Annotated in this window: 21 protein-coding genes and 1 pseudogene; 14 read left to right on the forward strand and 8 right to left on the reverse strand. The window is 68.7% G+C overall.

All coding sequences use genetic code 11. From position 1 onward, the window contains the following. The first annotated feature begins 145 nt into the window (after window positions 1-145). A complete protein-coding gene (locus DK389_RS15305) occupies window positions 146-1,258 on the forward strand; it encodes a PA0069 family radical SAM protein (protein ID WP_109890801.1) in 1,113 nt (370 codons plus the stop codon). Between the two features lie 5 nt (window positions 1,259-1,263). Here DK389_RS15305 and DK389_RS15310 read toward each other — a convergent pair whose 3' ends face one another. The 4 genes from DK389_RS15310 to DK389_RS32415 form a co-directional block, all read right to left on the reverse strand. After that, window positions 1,264-1,863, reverse strand: a complete 600-nt coding sequence (locus DK389_RS15310) for a ribonuclease HII (RefSeq protein WP_109890803.1) — start codon at window positions 1,861-1,863, stop codon at window positions 1,264-1,266. Window positions 1,864-1,944: 81 nt separating this feature from the next. Continuing rightward, entirely contained in the window at window positions 1,945-3,009 is a 1,065-nt protein-coding gene (locus DK389_RS15315; RefSeq protein ID WP_109890805.1) for a glycosyltransferase family 4 protein, read from the reverse strand. Next, window positions 3,006-3,791, reverse strand: coding sequence for a UDP-2,3-diacylglucosamine diphosphatase (locus DK389_RS15320; RefSeq protein ID WP_418292061.1), 786 nt, complete (start codon window positions 3,789-3,791; stop codon window positions 3,006-3,008). Before DK389_RS15320 ends, DK389_RS15315 begins: the two co-directional genes overlap by 4 nt. A 126-nt stretch (window positions 3,792-3,917) precedes the next feature. Further along, complete coding sequence (locus DK389_RS32415) at window positions 3,918-4,121, reverse strand: hypothetical protein (protein WP_162560662.1); 204 nt, start codon at window positions 4,119-4,121, stop codon at window positions 3,918-3,920. A gap of 375 nt (window positions 4,122-4,496) precedes the next feature. On the opposite strand from DK389_RS32415, the gene DK389_RS15325 reads away from it, so the two are divergent. From DK389_RS15325 to DK389_RS33440, 11 genes and pseudogenes are all read left to right on the forward strand, one after another. Then, window positions 4,497-5,705 carry an aminotransferase class V-fold PLP-dependent enzyme gene (locus DK389_RS15325; RefSeq protein WP_109890809.1) on the forward strand — a complete coding sequence of 403 codons (1,209 nt, stop codon included), beginning with the start codon at window positions 4,497-4,499 and terminating at the stop codon, window positions 5,703-5,705. A 108-nt stretch (window positions 5,706-5,813) separates the two neighbouring features. Beyond that, a pseudogene (locus DK389_RS15330) lies at window positions 5,814-6,757 on the forward strand (D-2-hydroxyacid dehydrogenase). Window positions 6,758-7,007: 250 nt separating this feature from the next. Beyond that, window positions 7,008-7,868, forward strand: a complete 861-nt coding sequence (locus DK389_RS15335) for an NADP-dependent methylenetetrahydromethanopterin/methylenetetrahydrofolate dehydrogenase (RefSeq protein ID WP_109890811.1) — start codon at window positions 7,008-7,010, stop codon at window positions 7,866-7,868. Between the two features lie 12 nt (window positions 7,869-7,880). Next, window positions 7,881-8,507: a methenyltetrahydrofolate cyclohydrolase gene (fchA, locus tag DK389_RS15340; RefSeq protein ID WP_109890813.1), complete on the forward strand. Its 627-nt coding sequence runs from the start codon at window positions 7,881-7,883 to the stop codon at window positions 8,505-8,507. Between the two features lie 207 nt (window positions 8,508-8,714). Continuing rightward, window positions 8,715-9,893, forward strand: coding sequence for a malate--CoA ligase subunit beta (locus DK389_RS15345; protein ID WP_109890815.1), 1,179 nt, complete (start codon window positions 8,715-8,717; stop codon window positions 9,891-9,893). Between the two features lie 22 nt (window positions 9,894-9,915). After that, window positions 9,916-10,809: a succinate--CoA ligase subunit alpha gene (gene sucD, locus DK389_RS15350; RefSeq protein WP_109890817.1), complete on the forward strand. Its 894-nt coding sequence runs from the start codon at window positions 9,916-9,918 to the stop codon at window positions 10,807-10,809. A 166-nt stretch (window positions 10,810-10,975) separates the two neighbouring features. Then, complete coding sequence (locus DK389_RS15355) at window positions 10,976-13,738, forward strand: phosphoenolpyruvate carboxylase (RefSeq protein ID WP_109890819.1); 2,763 nt, start codon at window positions 10,976-10,978, stop codon at window positions 13,736-13,738. A gap of 110 nt (window positions 13,739-13,848) precedes the next feature. Continuing rightward, window positions 13,849-14,823, forward strand: a complete 975-nt coding sequence (locus DK389_RS15360) for an HpcH/HpaI aldolase/citrate lyase family protein (protein ID WP_109890821.1) — start codon at window positions 13,849-13,851, stop codon at window positions 14,821-14,823. Between the two features lie 212 nt (window positions 14,824-15,035). Further along, window positions 15,036-15,323 (forward strand): hypothetical protein, encoded by a 288-nt coding sequence (locus tag DK389_RS15365; RefSeq protein ID WP_109890823.1) that lies wholly within the window; start codon window positions 15,036-15,038, stop codon window positions 15,321-15,323. Between the two features lie 49 nt (window positions 15,324-15,372). Further along, on the forward strand, window positions 15,373-15,807 hold the full coding sequence (locus DK389_RS15370; RefSeq protein WP_109890825.1) for a GlcG/HbpS family heme-binding protein: 435 nt from the start codon (window positions 15,373-15,375) through the stop codon (window positions 15,805-15,807). 95 nt (window positions 15,808-15,902) lie between these two features. Next, a complete protein-coding gene (locus tag DK389_RS33440; RefSeq protein WP_165937749.1) occupies window positions 15,903-16,079 on the forward strand; it encodes a hypothetical protein in 177 nt (58 codons plus the stop codon). Between the two features lie 64 nt (window positions 16,080-16,143). On the opposite strand, the gene DK389_RS15375 is transcribed toward DK389_RS33440, so the two are convergent. Continuing rightward, window positions 16,144-16,536 carry a hypothetical protein gene (locus DK389_RS15375; RefSeq protein ID WP_109890827.1) on the reverse strand — a complete coding sequence of 131 codons (393 nt, stop codon included), beginning with the start codon at window positions 16,534-16,536 and terminating at the stop codon, window positions 16,144-16,146. A 286-nt stretch (window positions 16,537-16,822) separates the two neighbouring features. On the opposite strand from DK389_RS15375, the gene DK389_RS35265 reads away from it, so the two are divergent. After that, window positions 16,823-16,951 carry a hypothetical protein gene (locus DK389_RS35265; protein ID WP_335645558.1) on the forward strand — a complete coding sequence of 43 codons (129 nt, stop codon included), beginning with the start codon at window positions 16,823-16,825 and terminating at the stop codon, window positions 16,949-16,951. Window positions 16,952-16,957: 6 nt separating this feature from the next. On the opposite strand, the gene DK389_RS15385 is transcribed toward DK389_RS35265, so the two are convergent. Together DK389_RS15385 and DK389_RS15390 are read right to left on the reverse strand one after the other, a co-directional pair. Continuing rightward, window positions 16,958-17,824, reverse strand: a complete 867-nt coding sequence (locus DK389_RS15385; RefSeq protein ID WP_109890829.1) for a formate/nitrite transporter family protein — start codon at window positions 17,822-17,824, stop codon at window positions 16,958-16,960. A 45-nt stretch (window positions 17,825-17,869) separates the two neighbouring features. Further along, window positions 17,870-18,610: a competence/damage-inducible protein A gene (locus tag DK389_RS15390; RefSeq protein WP_109890831.1), complete on the reverse strand. Its 741-nt coding sequence runs from the start codon at window positions 18,608-18,610 to the stop codon at window positions 17,870-17,872. A 111-nt stretch (window positions 18,611-18,721) separates the two neighbouring features. Between DK389_RS15390 and sfsA the strand changes: the two genes are divergently transcribed. Next, window positions 18,722-19,438 (forward strand): DNA/RNA nuclease SfsA, encoded by a 717-nt coding sequence (sfsA, locus tag DK389_RS15395; RefSeq protein ID WP_109890833.1) that lies wholly within the window; start codon window positions 18,722-18,724, stop codon window positions 19,436-19,438. Window positions 19,439-19,451: 13 nt separating this feature from the next. Here the strand turns inward: sfsA and DK389_RS15400 are convergent, their stop codons facing one another. Continuing rightward, complete coding sequence (locus tag DK389_RS15400) at window positions 19,452-20,282, reverse strand: FkbM family methyltransferase (RefSeq protein WP_109890835.1); 831 nt, start codon at window positions 20,280-20,282, stop codon at window positions 19,452-19,454. Between the last annotated feature and the right edge of the window lie 5 nt (window positions 20,283-20,287).

The following is a 20,287-nucleotide window of genomic DNA, read 5'->3' on the forward strand; positions in this document are numbered from 1 at the left end:
ATAGGCGAAAGCATCGTCTTCGACGGTGCCGCGACTCTCCCGTGGAGAAGGCGTCGGGAATGCTCGAAATTGAGGCAGGCGGCCTCGCTTGTGTTCTTGTTATGTTCTAGTCCTATCGCCCCAACCCGAGGCGAGATCCGACCGTATGCCGAGATATCTGGAGCACGTCGATGCCGGGCCTGCGCGCCGCTTGGCCGGGACGAGCGTGGAGGCCGACGCCCGGCGCGGGCGCGGAGCTACCGCAAATCCCGAGGGGCGTTTCGAGCGGTCGCGGCGGGAATCCTTCGACGATGGTTGGGGGCCCAGTGAGACGCCGCACCTGCGCACGCACGTCCTGCCCGAGCGCGCGTGCCACATCATCACCCGCAACGCCTCGCCGGACATCCCCTTCGACCGGTCGATCAACCCCTACCGGGGCTGCGAGCACGGCTGCATCTACTGCTTCGCGCGGCCGAACCACGCCTATGCGGGGCTCTCGCCGGGCCTCGATTTCGAGACGCGCCTCTTCGCCAAGCCCGATGCGGCCAAGCTCCTTGAGCGGGAGCTTTCCGCGCCGGGCTATCGCCCGCGCACGATCGCGCTCGGCACGGCGACCGACCCCTACCAGCCGATCGAGCGGACCCACCGGATCACCCGGAGCGTGCTGGAGGTGCTCGCCCGCTTCCGCCACCCGGTCGGCATCGTCACGAAGTCGAACCTCGTGACCCGGGACATCGACATCCTTGCGGCGATGGCGGCGGAGCGTCTCGTGAAGGTTGCGGTCTCGGTCACCACCCTCGATCCGGTGCTCGCCCGCCGGATGGAGCCGCGCGCCCCGCATCCGAGGAAGCGCCTCGAAGCAATCGAGCGGCTGAGCGCGGCCGGCATCCCGGTGATGGTGATCGTGGCGCCCATCATCCCCTCGCTCAACGATCACGAGATCGAGGCGATCCTCGCCGAGGCCCGAGCACGCGGGGCAGGGGAGGCGAACCACGTGCTGCTGCGCCTGCCGCACGAGCTCGATGCCCTCGTCTCCGATTGGTTCGCGGAGCACTATCCCGACAGGGCCCGCCACGTCTTCTCGCTGATCGGCCAGGCCCGTGGCGGCAGGGTCTACGACGCGGCCTTCGGGCGTCGCATGGTTGGGGAGGGAGCCTACGCGGAGCTGATCGTCGAGCGCATGCGGCTCGCCAAGGCCCGGCTCGGCTACGCGGGCGAGCGCGTCACGCTCAACGCCGACGCCTTCGCGCCGCCGGGCGCGCAACTCAGCCTGTTCTGAGCAGGTCAGGCGCCGAACGATCGCGTGAAGCTGATCCGGTGGTGGGGGCTCCGGCCGATCCGGGCGAGGCCGGCGAGGTGGGCGGCGGTGCCGTAACCGACGTTCCGATCCCAGGCATAGTCAGGATGGCGGCGGGCGAGCGTCCGCATCAGGTCGTCGCGCAGGCACTTCGCGACGATCGAGGCGGCGGCGATCTGCGGCACCAGCCGGTCACCACCGATCACGGCCCGGCAGGTGTCCCCGAGCCCGGGAATCGCGTCCCGGCCATCGACCATCACGGACGCGTCGAGGCCGAGCCGCGCCACCGCTCGGGCCATCGCGTCGAGGGTCGCGGCCCGCACGTTGAGCCGGTCGACGAGGGCGCGCGAGCCCGCCGCGACGGCGACGCGCGCATGCGCACGGATGAGGGGTGCCAGCGCCTCGCGCTGCGCCCGCTTCAACCGCTTGCTGTCGTCGAGCCGGCCGAGGATCGGGGGCGGCAGGGCGGTCGGTTCGAACCAGACCGCGGCCACGACGACCGGGCCGCACAGCGCGCCGCGCCCGACCTCGTCGCAGCCGATGACGACGGGATAATCCGCCGCGCGCGCGGGGTCGAAGGGAGGCATGGGGCGAACTCGTGGGAGGGTGGGGCGAGCCTCTCCCTTCGCATCATCGACGGTCCGCGTCACCGTCTCCCGAGTGCCGGCCTAGCCGAGCTCGACCATGCCCGCCGCCGTGCTTTTCTCCGTGCGCTCGCGCGAGGCCCCGCGCTGATGGGCAAGCTCGACATTCGCGTAGAACTGGCGCGCGCTCTCGGCCCATGTGTAGCGCAGCGCCTCCTCACGGCAACGCGCGCGCGGGATCGAGAGCGCGGCGAGCGCAGCCCGCCGGAGGTCGGCGTCGAGCACGCCCGCCCCCGTTTCACCCACCACGTCGACGGGACCCGTGACCGGGTAGGCGGCGACGGGCAGGCCGCAGGCCAGCGCCTCCAGGAGCACGATGCCGAACGTGTCGGTGAGGCTCGGGAAGACGAAGACGTCGGCCGCCGCGTAGATCCGCGCCAGATCCACGCCCGTGCGCGTTCCGAGGAAGCGGGCCTCCGGCGCCAGCGCCGCGAGACGTGCGCGGTCCGGACCGTCGCCGACGACGACCTTCGTTCCCGGCAGATCGAGGGCGAGGAACGCCGCGACGTTCTTCTCGACCGCGAGGCGCCCGACGAACAGGAACAGCGGGCGCCGCAGCCCTTCGAGCGCGTCCGAATCCTGAGGCCGGAACAGGTCGGTGTCGACGCCGCGCGTCCAGCGCATCAGGTTCGTGAAGCCGCGCCCCGTCAGCTCCCGCTCAAGGGAGGGGGTACTCACCATCGTGCCGCTCGCCGCGCCGTGGAAGCGCCGCAGCCAGGCGTAGCTCCACGCCTGCGGCACCGGCGCCCGGGCGGCGAGGTACTCGGGAAAGCGGGTGTGGTAGCTCGTGGTGAAGGGGCGCCCCTGAGCGAGGCAGCAGCGCCGAGCGGCGTAGCCCACCGTCCCCTCGGTCGCGATGTGGATGTGGGTCGGCGCGATGGCGGCGAGCCGCGCCTCGAGCTTGCGCCGCGCCGCATAGGCGAGGCGGATCTCCGGGTAGCCCGGCAGGGGCAGCGAGGGGAAATCCTGATGCGTCAGGAAGACAGGGTCGACGCCGAGGCCGCGTCCGGCCTGCGCCATGTGCTCCAGCGAGCGCACCACGCCGTTGACCTGCGGGTGCCAGGCGTCAGTGGCGATGAGGAGCCTCACGCGACGGCACGCCGGCCCGGCGCCGCGTCCTGCTGCTGCAGGGCGATCCGCTCCGCTGCGGCCTCCGCCTCGCGGGCGCGCAGCAGGCTCGGATAGTGCAGCACCTCCATCCTTCCGTCGTAATGCTCGACGATCGCCGTGCAGGATTCCACCCAATCGCCCGTGTTCAGGTAGCGCAGGCCGTCGATCTCGCGGTTCGCAGCGTGGTGGATGTGGCCGCAGATCACTCCGTCGGCGCCGACCCGGCGCGCCTCGGCCGCCAGGAACTCCTCGAACTTGCCGATGAAGTTGACCGCGTTCTTCACCTTCAGCTTCGCCCAGGCCGAGAGCGACCAGTAGGCGAGCCCGAGCCGGCGGCGGACCTTGTTGAGCACCGTGTTGATGGAGAGCGCCAGCGTGTAGGCCCCGTCGCCGAGATAGGCGAGCCACTTGGCGTGGCGCACCACCATATCGAACTGGTCGCCGTGGATGACGAGATAGCGCTTGCCGTCCGCCGCGGTGTGGATCCGGCTCTCGGCGATCTCGATGCCGCCGAAGGTGGTGCCGATGTAGTCGCGCAGGAACTCGTCGTGGTTGCCCGGCACGTAGACGACGGTCGTGCCCTTTCGGACCTTGCGCAGGAGCTTCTGCACGACGTCGTTGTGCGCCTGGGGCCAGTACCAGCCGGAGCGGAGCTGCCAGCCGTCGACGATGTCGCCGACGAGGTAGATTTCGTCGGCGTCGTAATCCCTGAGGAAGTTCAGCAGCAGGCCGGCCTGGCAGCCCTTCGTGCCGAGGTGCATGTCGGACAGGAAGAGCGTCCGGACGCGGATCGCCTTCTCCGTTTCTTCGGCCACGGGCGTCTCCCGGCGACGGTCACGGCCAGAGCCAAACCGGATTCCCGTATCAGTTTGATGACGCTGACGGCCTCATGTTGCGATGCCGAAGAAAACTGAGCGCATGCACAGGCTTACGTTGCAGTGCACGACAATTTTTTTGGACGCACGCCCAAGTTTTTTGAGTTTTCCTTCCTCGGCGAAGGCGGTCATAATCGTGGCCAAGGAGACCACCGGGCTCGCTCGGTGCCGGAAACGGCCAATGGGATCAACGGCGGCAGGAAGGAAGGTGTCCAAGTCGCGTCGGGAGTGCTTGCAAGAGCGGCCGGCTCGACGCATTGAGGCTCTCGGCTCATCGGAGGCGACCGGCATGCAACCGTGCCGCGACCGCGGGGCTGCCCCGCCGCTCCGCTCAGCGCCATGATCCGACCTGGGATGGACGACGTCGGCGGAACGGAACGCGGCCCCTGAAACGGGCTCGTCCCGGACGACGGGATCCGCGAGGACCGTACCATCTCGGTCCGCGACCTCCCCGACGACCCTCGCGGTCGAGGGGCCTGCCCCGCGGATCGCGGCAACCACGGGCCATCACCGAGCGACGCTGGCTCACTGACATCATTCTGGCGCCGGCCGATGGGCCGGCCAGCAGTTTAGGAAATCGGAGGACACAACATGGCGGCAACGAGACGGCCGGGTCGTAACCATCTCTTCGTGCCGGGGCCGACCAATATCCCGGATCGCGTGCTGCGCGCGATGCTGGTGCAGTCCGAGGATCACCGCTCGGTCGACTTCCCCTCGCTGACGAAGCCCCTGTTCGAGGACACCAAGAAGGTCTTCGGCTCGACCGACGGCACCATCTTCCTGTTCCCGGCCTCCGGCACCGGCATCTGGGAATCCGCGCTCTGCAACACGCTGGCCCGCGGCGACAAGGTCCTGTCCTCGCGCTTCGGCCAGTTCAGCCATCTCTGGATCGACATGGCGCAGCGCCTCGGCCTCGACGTGATCGTCCAGGAGGAGACCTGGGGCACGGGTGCGAACCCGCAGCGGATCGAGGAGGCGCTGCGCGCCGACAAGAACCACGAGATCAAGGCCGTGATGGTGGTCCACAACGAGACCGCCACGGGCGTGACGAGCGACATCGGCGCCGTGCGCAAGGCGATCGACGCGGCCGGCCACCCGGCGCTGCTCTTCGTCGACGGCGTGTCGTCGATCGGCTCGCTGCCCTTCAAGGCCGACGAGTGGAAGGTCGACGCGGCGATCGCGGGTTCCCAGAAGGGCCTGATGCTGCCGGCCGGCCTCGGCGTCGCCTGCATCAGCCCGAAGGGCCTGCAGGCCGCGGAGAGCCAGGCGGGCAAGAACGATCGCCTCGCCAAGGTCTACTTCGATTACGCCGACCAGCGGAAGGCGAACCCGACCGGCTACTTCCCCTACACCCCGCCGCTGCCGCTGCTCTACGGCCTGCGCGAGGCGCTGGACTGCCTGTTCGAGGAGGGTCTTGAGAACGTCTACCACCGGCACGCGGTGCTCGGTGAGGCGACTCGCCAGGCCGTCGCGGCATGGGGCCTGAAGACCTGCGCCAAGGATGCCAAGTGGAACTCCGACACCGTCACGGCGATCGTCGTGCCGGAGGGCGTCGACGCCGCCAAGATCATCAAGCACGCCTATGTCCGCTACAACCTCGCCCTCGGCGCGGGTCTGTCGGAAGTGGCGGGCAAGGTGTTCCGCATCGGCCATGTCGGCGACCTGAACGAGCTGTCGCTGCTCGGCGCCATCGCGGGCGCCGAGATGTCGATGCTCGACAACGGCATCAAGGTGACCCCCGGCTCGGGCGTCGCCGCCGCGTCGAGCTACCTGCGGGAGAACCCCCTCTCGAAGGCCTAGTGGAAAACCCGAACGGGGCCGGCCGATGCCGGCCCCGCTTCGCGTAGAGACACGGACGAAGGCCGGGCGGACGCCACGCCGGCCGCCCGGTTCTGAAAGGGGTTCTCCATGACGCAGAAAATCGTCTTCCTCGACCGCGAATCCCTCGACGCCAAGGTGCGCGAATTCAACTTCCCGCACGAGTACACCGAGTACGAGTCGACCTGGACGCCGGAGGAGATCGTCGAGCGCCTGAAGGATGCGGAGATCGCGCTCATCAACAAGGTGCCGATGCGCGCCGAGGTCCTGAAGCAGCTACCGAAGCTGAAGCTGATCGCGGTGGCCGCCACCGGCACGGACGTCGTCGACAAGGCCCAGGCCAAGGCGCAGGGCATCACCGTCTCGAACATCCGCAATTACGCCTTCAACACGGTGCCCGAGCACGTCGTCGCGCTGATGTTCGCGCTGCGCCGCGCCATCGTGCCCTACGCCAATTCGGTCCGCCGGGGGATTGGAACAAGTCGACCCAGTTCTGCTACTTCGACTACCCGATCTACGACATCGCGGGATCGACGCTCGGCATCGTCGGCTACGGTGCCCTCGGCAAGTCGATCGCCAAGCGGGCAGAGGCGCTCGGCATGAAGGTCATCGCCTACGACGTCTTCCCGCAGGACGGGCTCGTCGACTTCGAGACGATCCTCAAGGAATCCGACGTCATCACGCTGCACGTGCCGCTCACCCCCGAGACCAAGAACATGATCGGGCGCGAGCAGCTCGCGAAGATGAAGAGCAGCGCCATCCTCATCAACACGGCCCGCGGCGGCCTCGTGGACGAGGAGGCCCTGCTGGAGGCTCTCAAGAACGGCACCATCGGGGGTGCGGGCTTCGACGTGGTGGCGCAGGAGCCGCCGAAGAATGGCAACATCCTGTGCGACGCCGACCTGCCGAACCTCATCGTCACGCCCCACGTGGCCTGGGCGAGCAAGCAGGCGATGCAGATTCTCGCCGACCAGCTCGTCGACAACGTCGAGGCATTCGTGGCGGGCTCGCCGAAGAACGTGGTCGAGGCCTGAGACGGCGGGCGTTCCAGCCGTGACCGTGTCTTGAGGTGCCGCGTCGGCGGTCCCTCGGGCGGCTTCAGGGATCGAGCCGGTGGGGAAGCCTGATCCGGGCTTCCCTGTCGCTCCGCACCTCGACGAGGAGGCGCGGGCGGGACGGAGGCCGTGAGGGCTCGTCTGACCATTTGCCGGGATCAAACCGGGCGCTCGCGCCCGTTTGGGAAACGCTGAACCGCGCCGAACCGCGCGGACGAAGGGACAACCAATGAAGAAGCTGCTTTTCCTGTTCGACACGGATCCGGTGCCGAGCGTGTTCGACACGGTGGTCGGCTACGACGGCGGCGCCGACCACATCACGGGCTACGGCAACGTGACCCCCGAGACCGTGGGCGCTCTCGTCGACGGGACGATCTACACCCGCGGCGGCTCGGAAAAGAAGTCGACCGCGATCTTCGTGGGCGGCGGCAACATGGCGGCCGGCGAGGCGGTGCTGGAGGCGGTCAAGAAGCGCTTCTTCGGCCCGTTCCGCGTCTCGACGATGCTCGACTCGAACGGCTCGAACACCACTGCGGCCGCGGGCGTCGCGCTCGTCGCCAAGGCTGCCGGCTCGCTTGAGGGCAAGAAGGCGATCGTGCTGGCCGGCACCGGCCCGGTCGGTATGCGCTCCGCCGCGCTGCTCGCCAAGGAGGGCGCGCAGGTGACCGTCGCCGGCCGCTCGCTGGACAAGGCCCAGGCCGCGGCGGACGCCATCAACAAGCGCTTCAACGTGAAGGTGGCGGCCGTCGAGACGCCGGATGCCGGCTCCCGCGCCCGGGCCGTGAAGGGCCAGAACATCGTGTTCTCGGCCGGCGCCATCGGTCTCGAACTCCTGCCCGAGGACGCCTGGAAGGACGAGGCGAGCATCGAGTTCGTAGCCGATTACAATGCCCAGCCCCCGCTCGGCTTCGGCGGCATCGAGGCCATGGACAAGGGCAAGGAGCGCCACGGCAAGCGGTCGTTCGGCGCCCTCGGCATCGGCGGCCTGAAGCTCAAGCTCCACCGCGCCTGCGTCGGCCAGCTCTTCGACAACACCGAGCAGGTGCTCGATGCCGAGGAGATCTATGCGCTGGCCAAGAAGATGGCCTGAGGGGAGATAAGCATGGCCGAGAACGAGACCATCTCGAAATTCCTCGATGGGCTGGCGAGCTCGGCCCCGACACCCGGCGGCGGCGGTGCCGCCGCCATCTCCGGCGCGATGGGCGCGGCCCTCGTCTCGATGGTGTGCAACCTCACCATCGGCAAGAAGAAGTACGTCGAGGTCGAGGCCGAGCTGAAGGAGGTTCTGGCCAAGTCCGAGGCGCTGCGGGCCACGCTCACCGGCATGATCGCGGACGACGTCGAGGCGTTCGACGCGGTGATGGCCGCCTACGGGCTCCCGAAGAACACCGACGCTGAGAAGGCTGCCCGGTCCGAGACGATCCAGGCGGCCCTCAAGACCGCCACCGACGTGCCGCTCGCCTGCTGCCGCGTCTGCCGCGAGGTGATCGACCTCGCCGCGATCACGGCGGACAAGGGCAACCTCAACGTCATCTCGGACGCGGGCGTTGCCGTGCTGTCGGCCTATGCGGGCCTGCGCAGCGCGGCGCTCAACGTCTACGTGAACGCCAAGGGCCTCGACGATCGTGGCTTCGCCGACGAGCGTCTCAAGGAGCTCGAAGGTCTGCTCGCGGAGGCCGGAGCGCTGAACGAGAAGGTTTATGAGGTCGTCAGGGCCAAGGTGAACTGAGCGAAGGTCAGCCGAGCCGGCTCACCAGTTTCGTCCCCGGTTCCTGCCGCCGGGGACGGTGAAACTCTGAATACGAAAAGCATTCCGGTCGCCTATCAAGGCAGACTTAAAGAGAATGCAAAAAAATATAAACGCTGGAGCGCTTCCCGCGAAATGAAATTTGCGGGATGATCGCTCGCAAGGAAGCGCCAGAAAAGGAGGTCTCGGATGGACGTTCACGAGTACCAAGCCAAAGAGCTGCTCGCGAGCTTCGGCGTCGCCGTGCCGAAGGGTGCCGTCGCCTTCAGCCCGGATCAGGCGGTCTACGCGGCGACCGAGCTCGGCGGCTCGTTCTGGGCCGTGAAGGCCCAGATCCATGCGGGCGCCCGCGGCAAGGCCGGCGGGATCAAGCTCTGCCGCACCTACAACGAGGTGCGCGACGCGGCGAAGGACCTGCTCGGCAAGCGCCTCGTCACCATCCAGACCGGCGCCGACGGCAAGCCCGTCCAGCGCGTCTACGTCGAGACCGCCGACCCGTTCGAGCGCGAGCTCTACCTCGGCTACGTCCTCGACCGGAAGGCAGAGCGCGTCCGCGTTATCGCCTCCCAGCGCGGCGGCATGGACATCGAGGAGATCGCCGCCAAGGAGCCCGAGGCCCTGATCCAGGTCGTGGTCGAGCCGGCGGTCGGCCTGCAGCAATTCCAGGCCCGCGAGATCGCCTTCCAGCTCGGGCTCAACATCAAGCAGGTCTCGGCCGCGGTGAAAACCATCATGAACGCCTACCGGGCGTTCCGCGATTGCGACGGCACCATGCTGGAGATCAACCCGCTCGTCGTCACGAAGGACGACCGGGTGCTGGCGCTCGACGCCAAGATGTCCTTCGACGACAACGCCATGTTCCGCCGCCGCAACATCGCGGACATGCACGACCCGTCCCAGAGCGATCCGCGCGAGGCGCAGGCCGCCGAGCATAATCTGAACTACATTGGCCTCGACGGCGAGATCGGCTGCATCGTCAATGGCGCCGGCCTCGCCATGGCGACGATGGACATGATCAAGCACGCAGGCGGCGAGCCGGCGAACTTCCTCGACGTCGGCGGCGGCGCATCGCCCGAGCGCGTCGCTACCGCCTTCCGGCTGGTCTTGTCCGACCGCAACGTGAAGGCGATCCTCGTCAACATCTTCGCGGGCATCAATCGCTGCGACTGGATCGCCGAGGGCGTGGTCAAGGCGGCGCGCGAGGTGAAGATCGACGTGCCGCTCGTGGTGCGGCTCGCGGGCACGAACGTGGAGGCAGGCAAGAAGATCCTCTCGGAGAGCGGGCTCGACCTGATCACCGCCGACACCCTGACCGAGGCCGCCCAGAAGGCCGTTCGGGCCTGCCAGGGCGCCAAGGCAGCCCACTGAGCGGACGGGAGGAAACAGACCAATGAGCATCCTCATCGACGAGAAGACCCCGATCCTCGTTCAGGGCATCACGGGCGACAAGGGCACGTTCCACGCCCGCGAGATGATCGAGTACGGCTCGAACGTCGTCGGCGGCGTCACGCCTGGCAAGGGCGGCAAGACCCATGTGGGCGTGCCGGTGTTCAACACCGTGAAGGAGGCCGTGCGCGAGACGGGCGCCACCACGACGATCACCTTCGTGGCGCCGCCCTTCGCGGCGGACGCGATCATGGAGGCGGCCGACGCCGGCGTCCGGCTGATCTGCTCGATCACCGACGGCATCCCCGCCCAGGACATGATGCGGGTGAAGCGCTACCTGATGCGCTACCCGAAGGACCGCCGCTCGATGGTGGTGGGGCCGAACTGCGCCGGCATCATCTCGCCCGGCAAGTCGATGCTCGGCATCATGCCCGGCCATATCTACCTGCAGGGCAATGTCGGCATCATCTCGCGCTCCGGCACCCTCGGATACGAGGCCGCCTCGCAGATGAAGGCGGAAGGGATCGGCATCTCGACCTCGGTCGGCATCGGCGGTGATCCGATCAACGGCTCCTCCTTCCTCGATCATCTCGCGCTGTTCGAGCAGGATCCGGACACGCACGCCGTCCTGATGATCGGCGAGATCGGCGGTCCGCAGGAGGCCGAGGCTTCGGCCTGGATCAAGGAAAACATGACGAAGCCGGTGATCGGTTTCGTGGCCGGCCTCACCGCCCCGAAGGGCCGCCGCATGGGGCATGCGGGCGCCATCATCTCGGCGACCGGCGACAGTGCCGCCGAGAAGGCCGAGATCATGCGGTCCTACGGCCTCACCGTGGCGCCGGACCCGGGTTCCTTCGGCGCGACCGTCGCCGAGGTGATGCGCAAGCGCGCGGCGTGAGCCGCACGCATTTCCCTCCCCCTTGCGGGATGGGGCTGGGGATCGAAGATCCCGCGTGGGGGTGGTTCCGCGCGAGGCTCCGCGGTGCCTCCTGCGCCATCCCCACCTCCGACTCCTCCCCGCAAGGGGGAGGAGAGCTGCCGTCGCGCGGGAGGCCCGATCAGCCATGACCAATACCCTGCATGCCTCGCCGGGCGCCGCGGTCGACCATGTCTTCGCGCCGCCAGTGATCACGGGCACCTCCTCGAAGGAGGCGCTCGACATCCTGTTCCACGCGCTGCTCGACGTCGCGCGCCGCCACGAGCCCGAGCTCGAGGTGGTCCTGCACGGCAACGCCAACATCTCGGAATTCTCGCCGGAGCTTCTCGCCCGAGCCCTGCAGGTGCAGGGCATCTGGTTCCAGCTCCTCTCGATCGCCGAGCAGAACGCCGCGATGCGCCGCCGCCGCCACATCGAGCGGAACGAGGGCCGCGCGGCGCTCGGCGGCAGCTTCAGCAAGATCCTGGCCGAGGCCGCCTCCAATGGCATCGCGGCCGGCGACATCCACGGCCTCCTGAAGGATCTGCGCATCCGCCCGACCATCACGGCGCACCCGACCGAGGGCAAGCGCGTGACCGTGCTGGAGAAGTTCCGCCGGATCTACCTGCTGCTGCGCGAGCTGGAACTGCCCCGCTGGACCGAGCGCGAGCGCAACGGCCTGATGAACGATCTGCGCGACCAGATCGAGCTGGTCTGGATGACGGGCGAGCTGCATCTCGAGAAGCCGACCGTCGAGCGCGAGGTCGCCTGGGGCCTGCACTTCTTCGACGAGACGCTGTTCGAGATGCTGCCGGAGGTGCTCTACTCCCTGGAGGAGAGCCTCGCCCAATATTACCCGGACGAGAAGTTCGAGGTGCCGGCCTTCTTCCAGTTCGGCTCCTGGATCGGCGGCGACCGCGACGGCAACCCCTACGTCACCGCCAGTGTCACCCGGGCGACGCTTCAGCGCAACGCCCTCGCCTCGCTCCACCGCTACCGCGACGGCGTGAACGGGCTCGGCCGCATGCTCTCCCTCACCGAGCGCTCGCTGCCGGTGCCGGAGAGCTTCAAGCGGGAACTCGCCCATCTCCTCGCGGAGAGCGGGGACGCCAAGGCCATCGCTGGCCGCAACCCCGGCGAGGCGTTCCGCCAGTTCCTAACCTGCATCCTGCGCAAGCTCGAGGCGACGATCGCCCGCAACGAAGGTCGGCGCGCCCCGGGCCCGGACTATCCCAGCGCGGACGGCCTCATCAACGACCTGCGCACCCTGGAGCAGGGGCTGGCCGACTCGAAATGCGACTCGCTCGCGACCGACCTCGTCCGGCCGGTGCGGCGGATGGTCGAGATCTTCCGCTTCTCCACCGTGCGGCTGGATCTGCGCGAGAACAGCACCCGCACCACGAAGGCGCTCCAGGCCCTCTGGCGGCAGCAATACGGGGAGGCCAAGACCCCGCCCGACGTCGAGGCGCCGGAATGGAAGGCGTGGCTGCTGGCCGAGCTCGCCAAGCCCCGCAACCCGGAGCGCTCCTTCGACGATCTGCCGGACGATGCCCGCGAGACGCTGGAGACCTTCGCCCTCGTCGGCGAGATGCGCGAGCAGCTCGACCGCGAGGCCTTCGGCGCCTTCATCCTCTCGATGACGCGCTCGGTGCCCGACATCCTCGGCGCCTACCTGCTGGCCAAGGAGGCCGGCATCTACCTCGACACGGCGGGCACCGAGATCTGCCCGCTGCCGATCGTGCCCCTCTTCGAGACGATCGACGACCTGCGCGCCGCGCCCGTCATCATGAAGGAGCTGCTCGCGATTCCCGTCGTGCGCCGCTCCACCCGCTGGCAGGGCGGCGTGCAGGAGGTGATGATCGGCTACTCGGATTCGAACAAGGACGGCGGTTTCGTCGCCTCGAACTGGGAACTCTACAAGGCGCAGTCGAAGCTCACCCTGCTCGGCAAGCATCTCGGCGTGCCGATCGCCTTCTTCCATGGCCGGGGCGGCTCGGTGAGCCGCGGCGGCGCTCCGACCGCGCGGGCCATCGCCGCCCAGCCGGCAGGCTCGATCAACGGGCGCTTCCGCACCACCGAGCAGGGCGAGGTGGTCTCCTTCAAGTACGCGAACCGCGGCACGGCGGCCTATCAGATGGAGCTTCTCGCCTCCTCGGTCTTCGAGCATGCCCTGAAATCCGAGCGCGAGGCGGCCTCGCTGCCGCGGGCCGAGTTCGACGACGTGCTGGAAGCCTTCTCGGGTGCGAGCCGCGCCGCCTACGTCAAGCTGATCCAGCACCCGGATCTCGTGACCTATTTCGGCTGCGCGAGCCCGCTCGACGAGATCGCGCTCCTCAACATCGGCTCGCGGCCGGCCCGCCGCTTCGGCGCCCGCTCGCTCGGCGACCTGCGGGCGATCCCGTGGGTGTTCGCGTGGTCGCAGAACCGGCATGTCATCACGGGCTGGTACGGCGTCGGTTCGGGGCTCCAGAGTTTCCTCGACGTGCGCGGCGCGCAGGGGGAGATGCAGCTCAAGCGGATGTTCCGCGACTCGCGCCTGTTCCGGCTCATCCTCGACGAGGTCGAGAAGACGCTCCTGATGGTCGATCTGGAGATCGCCCGCGACTATGCGAGCCTCGTGCCGGACGAGAGCGTGCGCACGAACATCTTCCGCATGATCGAGGACGAGTACCGCCTCACCTGCGAGATGGCGCTCCGCGTCAGCGGCGACCGGGATCTCGCCGAGCGCTTCCCCCTGTTCCGTGACCGGCTGAACGAGCGCCTGCCGACGATCAACCAAGTCAGCCGCGAGCAGGTCGAGCTGCTGCGCCGCTTCCGCAGCGAGGAGGACGAGGACAAGCGCGAGGCGGTGAAATCCGCGCTGCTCCTCTCGATCAACTGCATCGCGGTGGGCTTCGGCGCCACCGGATGAGCCGACGATCCGGCTGCCCTGTCTCAGGGCTTGCCGGACGACTGGTTGCAACGTGTGCGGGCCGCGCCCTAGCTGCCCGCCGGAATTTCATAACACCAAGGAGGACCCCGATGAGCTTCACCCTGATCCAGCAGGCCACCCCGCGCCTGCACCGCTCGGAACTCGCCGTGCCCGGCTCGAACCCGACCTTCATGGAGAAGTCGTCGAAATCGGCCGCGGACGTGATCTTCCTCGACCTCGAGGACGCCGTGGCGCCCGACGACAAGGAGAAGGCCCGCACCAACATCATCCAGGCGCTCAATGAGATCGACTGGGGCAACAAGACCATGATGATCCGCATCAATGGTCTCGACACCCACTACATGTACCGCGACGTGGTCGATATCGTCGAGGCGTGTCCCCGCCTGGACATGATCCTGATTCCCAAGGTCGGCGTGCCGGCCGACGTCTACGCCATCGACGTGCTCGTCACCCAGATCGAGCAGGCCAAGAAGCGCGACAAGAAGATCGGCTTCGAGGTGCTGATCGAGACCGCGCTCGGCATGGCGAATGTCGAGGCGATCGCGCAATCCTCGAAGCGCCTTGAGGCGATGTCCTTCGGCGTCGCCGACTACGCGGCCTCGGCCCGCGCCCGCTCGACCGTGATCGGCGGCGTGAACCAGGATTACAGCGTGCTGACCGACAAGGACGAGGGCGGCAACCGCCAGACCCACTGGCAGGACCCGTGGCTCTTCGCCCAGAACCGGATGCTGGTGGCCTGCCGCGCCTACGGCCTGCGCCCGATCGATGGGCCCTTCGGCGATTTCTCGGATCCGGACGGCTACGTCTCGGCGGCCAAGCGCTGCGCGGCGCTGGGCTTCGAGGGCAAGTGGGCGATCCACCCGACCCAGATCGAGCTCGCCAACGAGGTCTTCACCCCCTCCGAGGCCGAGGTCACCAAGGCCCGCCGCATCCTCGAGGCGATGGAAGAGGCCGCCAAAGCCGGCCGCGGCGCCGTCTCCCTCGACGGCCGCCTCATCGACATCGCCTCGATCCGCATGGCCGAGGCGCTGATCGAGAAGGCGAATGCGATGAACGCGAAGTAGGACGCAAGGCATCCCGGCGCGCCGCAGGCGTGACCGGGATGCCGGCATGGGGTCCGGGGCGCGCGTCACCAGACGCCCCGGGCCCGTACGCTAACGGCAATCCGTTGCGGGCCCGGCGCGACCCGGCGCATCCTGGCTCGACCAGTCCGCCATCATGCCGCCGCTCCGAACCAGCGTTCCCTTCAGAGGCAGGACGGCGCCGGGAGCCGCCCATGTCCATCACATCGATCGATCCCCTCGTCGCCCTCGGCGTCCTCATCGCCACCGGTGTGACGGACGCCGCCTACGTGTTCTTCAACGCGGCCGTGGGCGCCCGCCAGCGGGTCCGGGCCGCGAACTGGAGCGCGATCTGGTACCTGCTCTCCGCCTTCGCGGTCATCAGCTATACGCAGAACGCGTTCTACGTGACGTTCGCGGCGCTGGGCTCCTGGCTCGGCGCCTACGTGTCCGTCGCGTGGCTGTCCCGCCGTCCCGGCGACGGAACCGGCCGCCACCCCTAGCCATTCCCCGCAGGCCGCGTTCAGCGGCCAAGCTCGAAGGAGATCTGCCATGCACGTGACGATCGAGGACGCGCACGAGGCCATCGAGGCTGCCCGCGCCAAGGCGGTCGAGCTCGGCACCCAGATGTGCATCGCCGTCGTCGATTCGGGCGGCAACCTGAAGGCGTTCTATCGGATGGACGATGCCTGGGTCGGCTCGATCGACATCTCGCAGAAGAAGGCCAAGACGGCCCTGTTCTTCGGCATGCCGACCGGACAGATCGGCCAGCTCTCGCAGCCCGGCGGACCGCTCTACGGCATCGAGCACTCGAATGACGGGCTCATCACGTTCCCGGGCGGTATCCCGATCGTGGACAAGGACGGCGTGATGTCGGGCGCCATCGGCGTCAGCGGATCGACCGTCGAGAACGACCACGCAGTGGCCGAGGCCGGCGCCAGCGCGATCGGCGCGACCGAGTTGCCGGCGCATCCCTGGCGCACCTGATTTTCAGCCTCGGCGCGCCCTGAAAAACCTGCGGTTAAGCATAGGCGCCCTATCACGGGCCCGAGAGCCACGCGCAGCGGAGACGGGGAGCGGCGATGAATCGGGAGCAACTCGCGGATGCGCTGAGGCGGCTGGCCGCCTCGCAGGTCGAGGACATCGAGCGCGCCGTCAAGGACGGCCACAAGACCATCGCGCTGAACGAGCTGGCGGACCTCAACCGCCAGCTCAAGGCCTTCGCCGCCGCCCTGAAGAAGGCGCCGGCGCGAGCCTGATCGTCGAGACCGCGGATTCCCTCTCCCGACCCGGGAGAGGGGGCCTGCCGAACCGGTCCCGATCCTACCAGCGCGGCCCGTCCCAGCCGGCATGCGGGATCGGAGCGGGCGGGAGCGGAGGATCGTAATCGCCGCGGCTGAAACGCGGGACGCCGCCGAAGCCCGGCCGCTCGTCGCAGATCTTCACCCTCCGCACCACCTCGTCGCCATAGGCGTCCAGGCGCCGCTTCACGATGACCCGGCATTCGTCGACCGGCGGCTCGAATCGGGGGCCGGCCGTGAAGCGCGGCCCGTGAAGTCGGGGCTCCGGCGGCGGAGGCGGGGGTGGCGGGGCCCGCTCGAACTCCACCTCGCCGCCGCGCGGCGGATAGGGAGCGTCGAAATCGGCAGCGTGGGCGCTACCGGCGAGCGCGACGGCCGCGAGGCCGCAGAGGCGCAACAGGATCGGACTCGACACGGAATTCTGGCTCCGGGACGGGCCGGCGGGATCGCGCGGCTGACGTCATGCGCGATCATCCGCAGGCTCGTCTGAACCCGGCCGGAGCGTCAGCGTGTGCATTCGTTCAGTTTCGCAACCGCGCCACCCTTGACCGAGCCCCTGTCGCCGTGGCGTGTTCTTGTTCTGTTCGCACGACAGGACACCCGATGGCCCCGGCACGAAGCGCAGAATCCACTCACCCGCCGACGGTCGAGGCCATCGCGGCAGCCTATCTCGACGCCGCCGAGGGGACGCCGAGGCGGCCATGCTAGCGATCATCCGCGACGCCTTAACCGATCTCTGCGAGGCGGAGCGCCGGACGTTGCGCCGCGACCGGTTGATCTCGCGCGGCTATGTCCGCGGCGCCCTCGACGCGGACAGGACGGCGACCTGAGCGGGTTCAGCGCTCGGCCGGCCCGGCCTCGACCTCCCGGTTCTCCTCGACCTCCGGCGCGACCTGCCCGTAATTCAGCACGGCGACGAGGGCGACGCCGCCGAACACGTTTCCGATGAGCGTCGGCAGGAAGAACCGGAAGGCGTAGTCGCTGAGGGTGGCGGCGCCGCTCGCCACCAGGAAGAACGCCTCGACCGAGCCCGCCACGACATGGGCGAGCCCGCACATCGCGACAAGCCAGGTCATCAGGAGGATGATGAAGGGCGCCGCGGTGCCGGTCGCGGGCAGGATCCACACCATCAGGGCGATGATCCAGCCGGCGAAGATCGCCTTGATCACGGTCGCTCCGAACGGGAAGGCGATGGTGTGGTGGCTGATCTCGGCGAACGCCGCCGTCACGCCCGGCCCGAAGGCGTCCGAGTGCGCCAGCACCGTGGCGATGGCGGCGGTCGCGAGGATGTTGCCGGCGAGCACGATCGCCCACAGGCGCAGCACCCGGAACGCGGTCTTCGCCGAGCGGTCGTGGAGCAAGGGCAGGATCGGCGTGATGGTGTTCTCGGTGAACAATTGCTGGCGCCCGAGCACCACGACGAGGAAGCCAACCGCGTAGCCCATCGTGGTGACGAGCTTCGCCCACTCGGTCGAGGGCAGGTGCGCCTTCAGCACGCCCGGGACAATTAGCGACAGGGCGATGCTGAGGCCCGCGGCGAAGGCCGAGAGGAAGAGGGCGAGCCCGTGCCGGCGCAACTCCTCGTCGCCCTCGTGGCGGATCACCTCGTGCAGAACGAAGGCGTCCGGCCGGCCGATCTCGTCGACGGCATCGATCATCGCATCGTGTTTGGCGATCGCTTCGGCTCGGTCCCGCTCCGTCATCGTCTCCGCTCAGCTTGGCGGGCCGCCGCCCGACGGTGTGAACATTCACGCGCGCAGCCGCGCCACCAGCGCCGCGATCTCGGCCCGCGCCGCCGCGACCGCGGCGGCGTCCTTGCCGCGGACCACGATCCGATTGAGGAACCCGCCTTGCGTCATCGACGGATAGGAGCCGATCGAGACGCCCGGATGCGCGCCGGCGATCGAAGCGAGATCGGAGGCGTAGGCCCCCTCGGGGATGTTGCCGACTTCGATCGTCTCCGAGATCACGCGGGCGCCGGTCCGGAGCGTCGGGCCGATCTCGTCGAGCATGGCCTGCATGATCGCCGGCACGCCCGCCATCACGAAGACGTTGCCGATGCGGAAGCCGGGCGCCTTCGAGATCGGATTCGGGATGAGGTCGGCGCCGTCCGGGATGCGGGCCATGCGCAGGCGCGCGGCGTTGAGATCCTCGGGCTTGATGCGTTCGAGCAGCATCGCGCGCGCCCTCGGGTCGACGTCGATGCCGACTCCGAAGGCTTCCGCCACGCAATCGGCCGTGATGTCGTCGTGCGTCGGTCCGATGCCGCCGGTGGTGAAGAGGTAGGTGTACCGGGCGCGAAGCGCGTTCACCGCCTCGACGATCATGGGCGCCTCGTCCGGCACGATGCGGACTTCGCGCAGGTCGATGCCGACCGCCGTGAGGTAGTCGGCAATGGAGCCGATGTTCTTGTCTTTCGTCCGGCCGGATAGGATCTCGTCGCCGATGACGAGGATGGCGGCGGTCACGGCGTGCGGGTCGGTCGTCATCAGGATCGGGGCGGGAGGGCGGGTCCCACCGACTTAGCGCGACTGCGTCGCATCGCCAGGGCGGGGAAAATGCGGGATCTCCCGCCGCGCTTGCCAATCCCAAGGTCTTCGATGCAGTTTCCACACGCCCTCATCGAGGGACGCCTCGTCCAACGCTACAAGCGCTTCCTCGCCGACGTGGCGCTCGCGGACGGATCGGTGGTCACCGCCCATTGCGCGAATCCCGGCGCGATGCTCGGGCTCATCGCACCGGGCAGCCGGGTGCTCCTGTCCCCGGCCAGCGGGTCAGGCCGCAAGCTCGCCTATTCCTGGGAACTGGTGGAGGCGGACCTGCCGGGTGGCCCGCAATGGGTCGGCATCAACACGATGCGCCCGAACGCCCTGGTGGCCGAGGCGTTCGGCGAGGAGCGGCTTCCCGTTCTGGCAGGCTACACGGCGCTCAGGCCGGAAGTCCGGTACGGGCGGGCGAGCCGCGTCGACTTCCTCGCCACGGCGGAGGGCCTGCCGCCCTGCCATGTCGAGGTGAAGAACTGCCATCTCATGCGGCGCCCGGGGCTCGCGGAGTTTCCCGACTGCAAGGCCGCGCGCAGCGCCCGGCACATGGAGGAGCTCGCCGCGGTCGTGGCGGCGGGCGGCCGAGCCGTCGTCATCATCGTGGTCCAGATGCACGCCGCCGCCTTCGACGTGGCGCGGGACATCGACCCCGCCTTCGACCGGGCGTTCCGAGCGGCGCGAGAAGCGGGCGTCGCGGTGCACGCCCATCGTTGCCGGATCGACGAGCGTGGTGTGGCGATCGCCGAGGCGATCCCCGTGGTCACGCCGGATTGAGCCAGCCTCTACCTCACGCCCCTCGCTCGAACACCAAGTTCAGCTTGGTCCGGGTGATCTCCCGATAGCCGTAGCCCTCGAGGTGCTTCGGCAGGTCGAGCTGCCAGCGGTCGGTGCCGTTCTCCACGAGCAGCAGCTTTGGCAGCAGCGCGGGCGGCGCCTCACGCAGGAACGGCTCCAGGATCAGATCCTCGGCGCCCTCCACGTCGAGCTTGATCGCGTCGATCCGCTCGATGCCCTCGCCGCGCACGAGATCGAGCAGCGTCATGGCCGGGACCTTGATCTGCGCGCCCTCGTTGGTGCCCACGATCTTGAGGCTCGATTCGCCGCGGTTGCGCGGGTCAATGAAGAGCGTGAGTTCGCCCGCCCGGTCGGCGAGCGCGCAGGCGATGGCCTTCACGGTACCGAACGGGTTCTGGGCGATGTTGTAGGTGAGCCGGTCGAACACGTCGGGCTGCGGCTCGACGGCGAGGATGCGGGCGCGCGGTCCGGCGAAGGCCGCCACGAACAGCGCGTAGGCGCCGATATTGGCGCCGATGTCGAGGAAGACGCCGTTCTGCGGCAGCCGCTCCTTCAGGAGGGCGCGCTCCTTCGGATCGAAGAACTGCGGGGTGAAGAGCACCTTCTTCTCGCAGTTGTTGTTGTAGGGATAGAGCCGCATCCGGGCGCCGAAGCGCTCCACGTCGAGGGGCTGGCCGCGCAGCAGCGTGATCGCGAGCCGGCGCAATGCCAGCGCGAGCCGGCGGCCGCGCCAGGTATCCGGCGAGAACCGCCCGGTCCGATCGGCGATGCGCGCGACGAGACCGGCGGGCGCGTAGGTTCCGTAGGGCTGCGTGTCCTTCATCGACG

It is taken from the genome of Methylobacterium durans (genome assembly GCF_003173715.1).
Taxonomy (GTDB): Bacteria; Pseudomonadota; Alphaproteobacteria; order Rhizobiales; family Beijerinckiaceae; genus Methylobacterium; species Methylobacterium durans.

Excerpts from the sequence above, each read along its gene's own strand:
- DK389_RS15305 (WP_109890801.1), top strand. The coding sequence starts at position 146 with ATGCCGAGATATCTGGAGCACGTCGATGCCGGGCCTGCGCGCCGCTTG.
- DK389_RS15310 (WP_109890803.1), bottom strand. The coding sequence starts at position 1,863 with ATGCCTCCCTTCGACCCCGCGCGCGCGGCGGATTATCCCGTCGTCATC.
- DK389_RS15320 (WP_418292061.1), bottom strand. The coding sequence starts at position 3,791 with ATGCACCTCGGCACGAAGGGCTGCCAGGCCGGCCTGCTGCTGAACTTC.
- DK389_RS15325 (WP_109890809.1), top strand. The coding sequence starts at position 4,497 with ATGGCGGCAACGAGACGGCCGGGTCGTAACCATCTCTTCGTGCCGGGG.
- DK389_RS15335 (WP_109890811.1), top strand. The coding sequence starts at position 7,008 with ATGAAGAAGCTGCTTTTCCTGTTCGACACGGATCCGGTGCCGAGCGTG.
- fchA (WP_109890813.1), top strand. The coding sequence starts at position 7,881 with ATGGCCGAGAACGAGACCATCTCGAAATTCCTCGATGGGCTGGCGAGC.
- DK389_RS15345 (WP_109890815.1), top strand. The coding sequence starts at position 8,715 with ATGGACGTTCACGAGTACCAAGCCAAAGAGCTGCTCGCGAGCTTCGGC.
- sucD (WP_109890817.1), top strand. The coding sequence starts at position 9,916 with ATGAGCATCCTCATCGACGAGAAGACCCCGATCCTCGTTCAGGGCATC.
- DK389_RS15355 (WP_109890819.1), top strand. The coding sequence starts at position 10,976 with ATGACCAATACCCTGCATGCCTCGCCGGGCGCCGCGGTCGACCATGTC.
- DK389_RS15360 (WP_109890821.1), top strand. The coding sequence starts at position 13,849 with ATGAGCTTCACCCTGATCCAGCAGGCCACCCCGCGCCTGCACCGCTCG.
- DK389_RS15365 (WP_109890823.1), top strand. The coding sequence starts at position 15,036 with ATGTCCATCACATCGATCGATCCCCTCGTCGCCCTCGGCGTCCTCATC.
- DK389_RS15370 (WP_109890825.1), top strand. The coding sequence starts at position 15,373 with ATGCACGTGACGATCGAGGACGCGCACGAGGCCATCGAGGCTGCCCGC.
- DK389_RS33440 (WP_165937749.1), top strand. The coding sequence starts at position 15,903 with ATGAATCGGGAGCAACTCGCGGATGCGCTGAGGCGGCTGGCCGCCTCG.
- DK389_RS35265 (WP_335645558.1), top strand. The coding sequence starts at position 16,823 with ATGCTAGCGATCATCCGCGACGCCTTAACCGATCTCTGCGAGGCGGAG.
- DK389_RS15385 (WP_109890829.1), bottom strand. The coding sequence starts at position 17,824 with ATGACGGAGCGGGACCGAGCCGAAGCGATCGCCAAACACGATGCGATG.
- DK389_RS15390 (WP_109890831.1), bottom strand. The coding sequence starts at position 18,610 with ATGACGACCGACCCGCACGCCGTGACCGCCGCCATCCTCGTCATCGGC.
- sfsA (WP_109890833.1), top strand. The coding sequence starts at position 18,722 with ATGCAGTTTCCACACGCCCTCATCGAGGGACGCCTCGTCCAACGCTAC.
- DK389_RS15400 (WP_109890835.1), bottom strand. The coding sequence starts at position 20,282 with ATGAAGGACACGCAGCCCTACGGAACCTACGCGCCCGCCGGTCTCGTC.